Source organism: Chitinophaga sp. (assembly GCF_036566945.1).
Lineage (GTDB): Bacteria > Bacteroidota > Bacteroidia > Chitinophagales > Chitinophagaceae > Chitinophaga.
Genome location: NZ_DATCVJ010001118.1, coordinates 1 through 8,330, shown reverse-complemented (window position 1 = coordinate 8,330; position 8,330 = coordinate 1). Strand labels below are relative to the sequence as shown.

Annotated in this window: 8 protein-coding genes; 2 read left to right on the top strand and 6 right to left on the bottom strand. The window is 47.3% G+C overall.

Annotated elements, in window-relative coordinates; genetic code table 11:
* Positions 1-240 precede the first annotated feature (240 nt).
* Together VIP81_RS33550 and VIP81_RS33545 are read right to left on the bottom strand one after the other, a co-directional pair.
* Positions 241-951: an SDR family oxidoreductase gene (locus VIP81_RS33550; RefSeq protein WP_331972677.1), complete on the bottom strand. Its 711-nt coding sequence runs from the start codon at positions 949-951 to the stop codon at positions 241-243.
* A 91-nt stretch (positions 952-1,042) separates the two neighbouring features.
* The gene (locus VIP81_RS33545; RefSeq protein WP_331972674.1) at positions 1,043-1,933 is read right to left on the bottom strand and encodes an NAD(P)-dependent oxidoreductase; all 891 of its coding nucleotides are present in this window, start codon (positions 1,931-1,933) and stop codon (positions 1,043-1,045) included.
* Between the two features lie 133 nt (positions 1,934-2,066).
* On the opposite strand from VIP81_RS33545, the gene VIP81_RS33540 reads away from it, so the two are divergent.
* Positions 2,067-2,420 (top strand): helix-turn-helix domain-containing protein, encoded by a 354-nt coding sequence (locus VIP81_RS33540; protein ID WP_331972671.1) that lies wholly within the window; start codon positions 2,067-2,069, stop codon positions 2,418-2,420.
* A 14-nt stretch (positions 2,421-2,434) separates the two neighbouring features.
* Here the strand turns inward: VIP81_RS33540 and VIP81_RS33535 are convergent, their stop codons facing one another.
* From VIP81_RS33535 to VIP81_RS33525, 3 genes are all read right to left on the bottom strand, one after another.
* Entirely contained in the window at positions 2,435-2,890 is a 456-nt protein-coding gene (locus VIP81_RS33535; protein WP_331972668.1) for a hypothetical protein, read from the bottom strand.
* A 30-nt stretch (positions 2,891-2,920) separates the two neighbouring features.
* A complete protein-coding gene (locus VIP81_RS33530) occupies positions 2,921-3,934 on the bottom strand; it encodes a hypothetical protein (RefSeq protein WP_331972665.1) in 1,014 nt (337 codons plus the stop codon).
* Between the two features lie 85 nt (positions 3,935-4,019).
* On the bottom strand, positions 4,020-5,348 hold the full coding sequence (locus VIP81_RS33525) for a HAMP domain-containing sensor histidine kinase (protein WP_331972662.1): 1,329 nt from the start codon (positions 5,346-5,348) through the stop codon (positions 4,020-4,022).
* Positions 5,349-5,461: 113 nt separating this feature from the next.
* Here VIP81_RS33525 and VIP81_RS33520 point away from each other — a divergent pair, with 113 nt between their 5' ends.
* A complete protein-coding gene (locus tag VIP81_RS33520; protein WP_331972659.1) occupies positions 5,462-6,010 on the top strand; it encodes an AAA family ATPase in 549 nt (182 codons plus the stop codon).
* Positions 6,011-6,112: 102 nt separating this feature from the next.
* Here the strand turns inward: VIP81_RS33520 and VIP81_RS33515 are convergent.
* Positions 6,113-8,330: tail fiber domain-containing protein (locus VIP81_RS33515; protein ID WP_331972656.1), on the bottom strand; the 2,218-nt coding region annotated here is incomplete at its 5' end.

Genomic DNA, 8,330 nt, shown 5'->3' with positions numbered 1-8,330 from the left:
TTATCATTGTTTACATCAAATACGGCGACCGACTCATAACTCTCTGCTGCGATGGACTGTTTATCAAACTTCAGCGACGGCGTTACTTTGGCCACCGGCTGCTGCGCGTAAGCGGTGGTGATAAATAATAATCCGGCGAATGCTGGTATCAATCGTGTTTTCATATCAACGTGGAATCAGTTATGTATAACAAGATAGGGAACACCGTGAATAAACTATCCTGTAGTGTCCTGCATGTCTTTATATATTATGATCCTTCGGCAATATCATCAATCGGGGAATCCTCACATGTGCGGGCTGCTGCATCATAAATTTAACGGTGGCCACAATATCGTCCGTCGTGAGTGGTTCATGAATGCCCATCCCGTCTTTAGGATGTACTTTCCAGTCTTTATGCAGTTCTGTCATCACCAGTCCCGGTTCAATGCAGGACACCTGCAGGTTGCTGCCGGACAGCTCCATCCGCAGTGCCTCCGATAAGGCTTCCATGGCAAATTTGGTAGCGGCATAGGCGCCGGCGGTGGGTCTTACTTTGGTACCGAGGATGCTGGAGATATTTACGATATGTCCGAATCCCTGCTGCCGGAAGCGTTTCAATAATTTATAGGTGAGTCGGAAAGTAGCGGTTACATTCAGTTGTATCATATCCGTTACCTTATCAATATCGATGTCTTCAATAGTGCCGGTGGCAATGGTGCCGGCGCAATTAAAGAGATAGTCGCAGCGGCCGTATTGTTCGTACACAAATGTTTCAATGTTATCCTGGAAAGCCGGATCACTCAGGTCGCCGGTTAAGATAGCTACGTTAGGCGCCTGTAATGACTGCAGGCGGTCTTCCCGGCGGGCGGTGGCTATTACGATGTATCCTTCCGCGCGCAGGGCGGCGGCAATCGCATAACCGATACCACTGCTTGCGCCGGTTACCAGACATACTTTTTCTCCGTTACTCATACTGATGGGTTTACGCCAAGATAATAATTTTACTTTTTACTGTATGTCCCAGATGCCGGCGCTTTGTTTAAACGGATTGCGTAAAACAACATCACACGCCCGCAGGTTGGCGTAATACTTTGATCAATGCGGCTACTTCTTCCTCTTCATAACCTGCCACAGCAGCCTTTTTAAACAAGGCGGCGGCAAAAGCAGGGAAAGCGCTGTTGATACCTGACTCCACCGCTGTTTGTTCCAGGCGTGCGGTGGCTTCTATAGAAATCCGCATGGGACTTTGCGTAATGTTATAATTACCGGCGTGGATCATATTGCCTTCATGTTTCAGGAATTCTCCGTAAGAAGGGGTAATGCCGCCAATGATGGCTGCATATTTATCGGCGCCAAAGCCTTCTGATTCGCTGATCCTTACGCCATGAAAGAAGCCTATAGCCGATCCGTAGATGTAGGATAAGGTGGCCAGATCCATGGTGGGAGCTGCTGCGATGGCATCACCGAGATAAGTAATACCGCCGCCGAAAACCTGTAGCAAAGGTGTCACCGCGGTATATACTGCTTCCGGACCGGATACCAGAATAGGCGTATCGGCGCTGCCCATTTGTGCAGGTGCGGCCTGTATGGCGCCATTCATATAGGCGGCGCCGTTATCGGCTGCCCAGGTGGCGGATAAGCGCGATTCAGCAGGACTGATCGTGGTCAGTTGCAATAACGTGCGTCCCTGCAACACGTTTCTCACGGCGGCTGTAGCCAGGATATTAAAGGTGGCTTCGTGGTTGTATACGCAGATCACTGTTACGGGGCTGGCGGCTACCGCAGCAGCGGCATCTGAAGCGAGTAAAGCACCTGCAGCGACCAGCGGTGCGGCTTTTTCCGCACTGCGGTTCCAAACAGTTACTTTATATCCATCTTTCAACAGCAGTGTAGCTAAGGTGATGCCCATGGCGCCCAGACCGATGACCGTAACGACCTTTTTGTTTGTTGTCATATCATTTATTTTTTATGACACAAACTTCCGCTCAATCGGGCAGCAAAAAAATAAGGGAAGAAAGATTCCTGGCGGGAAAAATTATTCCCTATGCCACTTTATTTAATTAAAATTGCGGGATAATAAGCTGTATATGTACGAAAGAAAAATACCGGAAGACCTGGACTGTGGCATTAATATCAGCATGAAAGTACTGAGTGGCAAATGGAAACCCTGTATCATCGACGGTATTCACAAAGGCATCAGAAGGCCCAGTGAGCTGCATGCTGCCATTCCTGCGGCTGCTCCCCGTGTCATAAATATGCAATTACGGGAACTGGAAGAATATGGCATGATCTGTAAAAAGGTGTATGCAGAAATACCCCTGCGGGTAGAATATTATCTCACCCCAGTGGGCGAAAGCATCATCCCCGTCATTGCCGCTATTGAAAAATGGGGCGATGCCAACAGAGACCATGTGATGGCAGCACAGGAAGCATTACAATAAGTAAGGCTTCCTGATTACTGGAAGCCTTTCCACTCTTCAAATCGTTGATCAATTAACGGTTTGAGGAGATTATAATTTTCCCAGGTATTGGCGACACTGTATAAATTAAATGTGCCGTCTGATGGTCCGAATACCTTTTCATAGTCTTCGAAATAACTGGCATATTTAGCAGCAGCGGTTTTTTCTTTGCGGGCATAATATGTTTTGGCAAAATCATTTCCCAACTGTGCCAGGTCGTCGGTAGTAAATTTCTCATCGCAGATGCTGATCAGAAACTCTGCGCCCGTAAGGGTTCTGTTCTTTACTTTCTGAATATCTTCTTCGGAGTCATCGATTTGTTCTTCCGACATCAGATCATGATCAATACACCAGGTTAAAAACATGCCGATATGGGTGGCTGCATTTGCATTAGGTAAATCTTTCGGATAGTTGCCTCCATAATGCCAGGAAGCGTCGTCGTATTTGGCCATAGGTATTCTCTTTTAATGTATGCGTTACTGCTATATTTTACCGAATGTGCCTACCATCTCTCCATTCGTCACTTCTTTCATGGCGCCTGTATTTACATTATACAGCTTGCATTTAAACTGCATTTTTGTTTTGAGATAATAGCCATTAAATGCCATTGCATCCACCGCGCTGATAATGGTAAAAGTGCTGCCCGTCTGATCTGCGCTACCTGCCTGTGTACTCCATTGCTCTCCCTGGGGATCTAACCAGTCGATGCTCACCCCTTTGGCGCCATAAAAATCTTTGACGTACGAATAATTACCAGGTGTAAAAAAGTCTGTGAAGTCTTTATCCGAAGCGTTCAGGTAATTGTGCATCAGGCCTATGGTTACGCTCATGGCCGTAGTGCCGGCCGGAGGGTCCTGACCGTATTCGTAAGTATAGTTGATAGAAGCTGAGATGGTAACATCGTCTACCCCGCCCATTCCGGCGCCGGCTTCGTAATGATTATCTTCGGTTACGGCTTGTTCATAGGTTTGTCCTGCTACGGTTATTTTATAATAATACCCTTCAGTGCTGCTTACGCTGCCACTAACCGTAACGGCTACACTGCAATTGGCGGTGCCCGTACTCAGCAAAATATTGTTGACACCAGCCGTTTGCGGCAAACCAGTCGCTTGCAGGGTAATCACCTGTACGCCGGTTTGGGTAAAAGTGCCTGTTCCCATTACCAGCATCCCGTTCACCACGTTACTGGTCAATGTCCACTTTCCTTTTCGTGTAACGTTCACCGTTACCTTTACTTTGGCGTCTTCATCCAGGATTTGCCCTGTCAGAAAAATACCTGAAGCTTTGGCATCGGAGCAACTTCCCCCGGCAGCCACAAAGGCAAAAACAGCTCCATCGCCTGCTGGTAGCGGTATGCCCGTACCCGGCGTTGTTGGCAGCTCAAACGACTGCTCCTTTGCACAACCTGCCAATAAAAGCGACAACAAAAGCGTGAAGGAAAGTATAGGATAACGGTACATGATACGTTGGATGAATGAAGAATAGGGATCTGGCATAGTCCTTACAAATATAGAATAAATTTGTAATTTCTTTTAGTGCCCCGAAAATTTAGCGCCCGGTGTGGCATTGAAGTTTCAATAATTAATTGGATACAGCGGGTTCATTGGCTGGTACATCGCCCTTGCGGAGCTGCACGATAAAGGTGGTACCGCCCTCCGAAGTACTTTCTACGTCGATAACCCCGTTGTTTTGTTCGGCAAATTCCCGGCAAAGCATGAGTCCAATGCCGGTGCCTCTTTCGCCACTGGTGCCATAGGCAGGATGCTGCTGGGAAGTGAATAATGTTTTCAGCTGCTGCTGATCCATCCCTATACCATCATCCGTGATACTGATCAGTATCTGTTGATCGTTTTGTGAGGCGATCACCGTAATCCTTCCACCGGCATAACTAAATTTAAGCGCATTGCTGAACAGGTTACGAAGAATAACAGATACCTGGTCCCTGTCGGCATGCAAGGCAGTACTAACGGGCACCTGTACATCTACCGTCATATTCTTCTGCTGTATAATCAATTCAAAAAAAAGTAATACCTCGCTCATCACCGGGGCCAGTAAAAAATGCCGGGGCCTTGTCTGAATCCCCTTCATGCTCCTGGTACTCCACCGCAACACATTATCCAGTGTGCCTCCCAGCTGCGCTACTTTCTTATGAAGTATGGCAGCCGCTTCCTCCATATCCTCCCGGGGGTACTCTCCTTTCTGGAACATGTCCAGCAAACTTTCGAGTGTAGACAACGGGCTCCGGATATCATGGGCCACAATAGAAAAAAGTTTTTCTTTGTCTTTGTTCATGCCCAACAACGCCTGCCGCTGTTTTTCAATTTCCTGCTGGTAGCCGGCCTGGATATATTTAAAAAAACAAAGTATCACGATAAGCCCCACCAGGGAAACAGCCACATTACTCCATACCCGCTCCGTAGGCACCGGTGGCGCCAGATGCCAGGATTGAGGCATGAATATGACCAATAGAAACGCGGCGGTAATCAATGCACTCACGCAGCCAACAATCCACTTGTTATCATATACCAATATCGTAACGACCATTATATTTAATAAAAAATACTCTGCTCCGTTATGAAAATACATCCCGGTAAAGCCGTACAGCACAGCGCTGAAGAATATCAGGACTATCCGCGCAGAGAGATACATCCGGTATTTATGTAGAAACAATACCGTGATCACCGCCAGTGTGGTAATTGCATTCAGCACAGATAACAGGTACCTGCCCTGATAAGCATTCAGAATACAATAAAAAAACATGAAGGGAATGCAGGGCAATGCGATTAAGTTCAGCAACATGGTGCGCCTCGATTCGATATACGGCATTGTTGGATGCACACCTATATTGATGATGAGATCCCAGAAATATATGGCGGATTGGTATAGTAGTTGCTTGATTCTCTGCCGCATAGATATCCCAAAGATAATCGGAAAATCCACAGTTTGTTGTCGATTTTTACTACTTTACATCCTCTTCACACCCAGCCCTTCCCATATATTTATTATTTTCCAAATATTTAATCATGAAAAAGGACCAGTTTTTTATTATCGCCGGCGGGCCCGGCATGGGGAAAACTGCCGTCATTACAGCGTTACGTGAACGGGGATACACATGTGTACCCGAAACCGGGCGGGATATTATCCGGCAACAGGTGGCTACCGGCGGCCATGCGCTGCCCTGGGCGGACCGGCAGGAATTTGCCCGCCTGATGTTTGAACAGTCGCTGCTCGATTTCGAGGCGGCCGTCAATCAGCCTTCGCCCGTATTTTTCGATCGTGGCATCGCCGATACCATTGGCTACCTGGAATTATGTGGGTTACCGGTGCCGGCGGCTATGCGCGAAGCCGCGGCCACCTATCGTTTTAATACCCGCGTATTTTTCACACCGCCCTGGTTAGCCATCTATGAGCAGGATAGCGAACGAAAACAATCTTTTGAAGAAGCCGTGCGTACTTACGACAGGATGATCAAAACCTATGAGCAGCTGGGATATGAAGCGATCACTTTACCGGAAGCAACGGTCGGGGAACGAGTGGCGTTTATTTTATCTGCCATTGGGCTGATAAGTTGAGGCGGAATCATAGACTTCCGTTTCTAACGCAAGCCCTGATATAAAACCACCGGCTCCGTGCAATGCACGGAGCCGGCAGACCAATAATATAGCGACTCTTTCTTAATTTTTCTTTACCGATTGCTCTATATCCGTCAATCGTTTGAGTACTTCCTCCAGCTTCGCCGCCAGTATTTTATTTTCAGCCCTGATGTCTTCATTCTCTTTTTTCAGGCGTTGGTTTAATTCCTGTACGGCTTTCATAGTGATTGCCAGAGAGCTGTTGATATCGAACTTGTCATGCGCTACTGTGGAAAAGTGCCAGTCGGTGCTATCGGCGATAATACCTACGCGCACATTTTCCTGCTTATCATCTTTGTATACAAATTGTTTCACCTGTACCTGCATGAGCAAGGCCAATGCATCTTCATTAAAAATGCGGATGTTTTTCTTCAGGCTTGCGCGGGAACTTTGAAGGAATGAGGTGGCGGTAAGACTTCCGCCGCCATCACGTAAGGCCAGGGTATTGGCTGTGGAAGCGGTGGTGGGAATCAGCGTTTTTACCAGGTATCCATTAGCATCTGTACTTAAAACAGCAGCATTGGCCATGCTCAAAAATCTGTAACCGACACTATCTATATCAAAAGCTTTATTGTCCGTGAGGGTCGATCCTCCTACGAGTCTTAAGGGCATGTACATCTTTGTACTTCTGTTACACCCTATCAACGTTGCATAGCCATTGTAAAAACCAATTTCAGCAGCTGGTCCATTCGCAGGATCTGAACCGCTGGTATACCAACCTTTAAACCTACCTTGACCGTTCCATTCCTGTCCTCCCTGCGCAGTAAGTCTGGAGACCAATGTCGTACCCCCATAATACTTCCAGCTATAGCTAAGGTTAGACTGAGGCACGGAAAACCAGGTGGCACCGGTATCAATACCGATCGCATAGTTAGTATTATTAGCCATGGCCTGCGGATATAATAACAATTTAGTCCCTACACTACCTGAGTTAAATGTTGGTGCGGCCACCCCTTTTAAATTATAGCTGATCATATTGGACAGCGTATCCGTTAACAGGATACTTCCGGTGGATACCATTAAAAAAGCTCTCGACAAGGTAAATTGCCCACCCCCAAATGCACCCAGAGAAATGTTTCCTTTGTCACTTAATAAACTTACATCCCCGTTAACAGAAGATACTTTTCCTACATATCCCGCTCTTACCGTATCATTTTTTTCCACAAATGCCAGGTAAGAAGTGTTGGCATCTCCGGTAGATAAACCGCGGATCTTTGAAGAACTCGCTGCTATAAATCCATTGGCCATATCCACGACACCTGTACTCCGTGGTATTTTCAGGGGAGCATCCTTCAATGTGCCAGTGGAGTCATGCCGATTGATCGCAAAATCGCTACCGGTTTGTAAACCCGATTCTGCGTTGTTGCGGGTGATAGACCATCTTCTGTTTTTAATATTATTCGGATCAAGGGTACCGCCATATATTTCCAGTTGCCCCGCGCCGGTGGCACCATAGGTTTTTAATTTGGGAAAAGCGGCAGTTCCGGTTATTTGTAAGTCGGTGGCTTTAACCGATCCGGCTACATCCAGCATGGCAGCAGGTGTGGTGGTACCAATGCCTACAAGTCCTCCGGTAGTGATACGCATGCGCTCTGCATAGGCATTCAACCCCGTTCTTTGCCCGAAGATCATATGCGCACCATATCCCACCCCATCGGTAGTAGATACCACTCCCATGTAGGCCGACTGGTAAATGCCCGGAGGTACCATTACCTGCATATTAAATCCAACGTAAGTATTTGTCACGGATGCCAGGTTAAAAAAACTGGCGACACTGGCTTTAGGGCCTGCTGCTGTAGTGGAATAGGGCGCATATGGAGTGCTGCTGGTATCTGTTACTGTTAACCGCGATGTTGGTGCAAAAGGCGTGTTCACCATTAAGTACCCTGTATTTAATCCCGATGGAATAGTCGCAATTCCGGTAGACCTTTCAATGCCCAATGCCGTAGAAATAAAACTCCCGGTGTTTGAATACCGGAATATCCGGAAGTCAGCACCGGCGTCACCGGCGCCCTGGTTTCCAATGAGCCCCTGCCCCCAGCGGAGATTTCCAGCAACACCCGCTCCATTATACATATAATAATGCGCTACCCCTATAGAATCTGTTCCTGCAGTGCTTTTAAGAAGTGTTGCATCCACTGCTTTGGAGCGGGCAATACCACTGATATAAAAATTACCCGTCTGAAGATTGGTGTCATTGCGGATAAAACTTTGATTTCCCCACAATCCCAGATTCACGGTATCCTGCCCGGGTATCGCC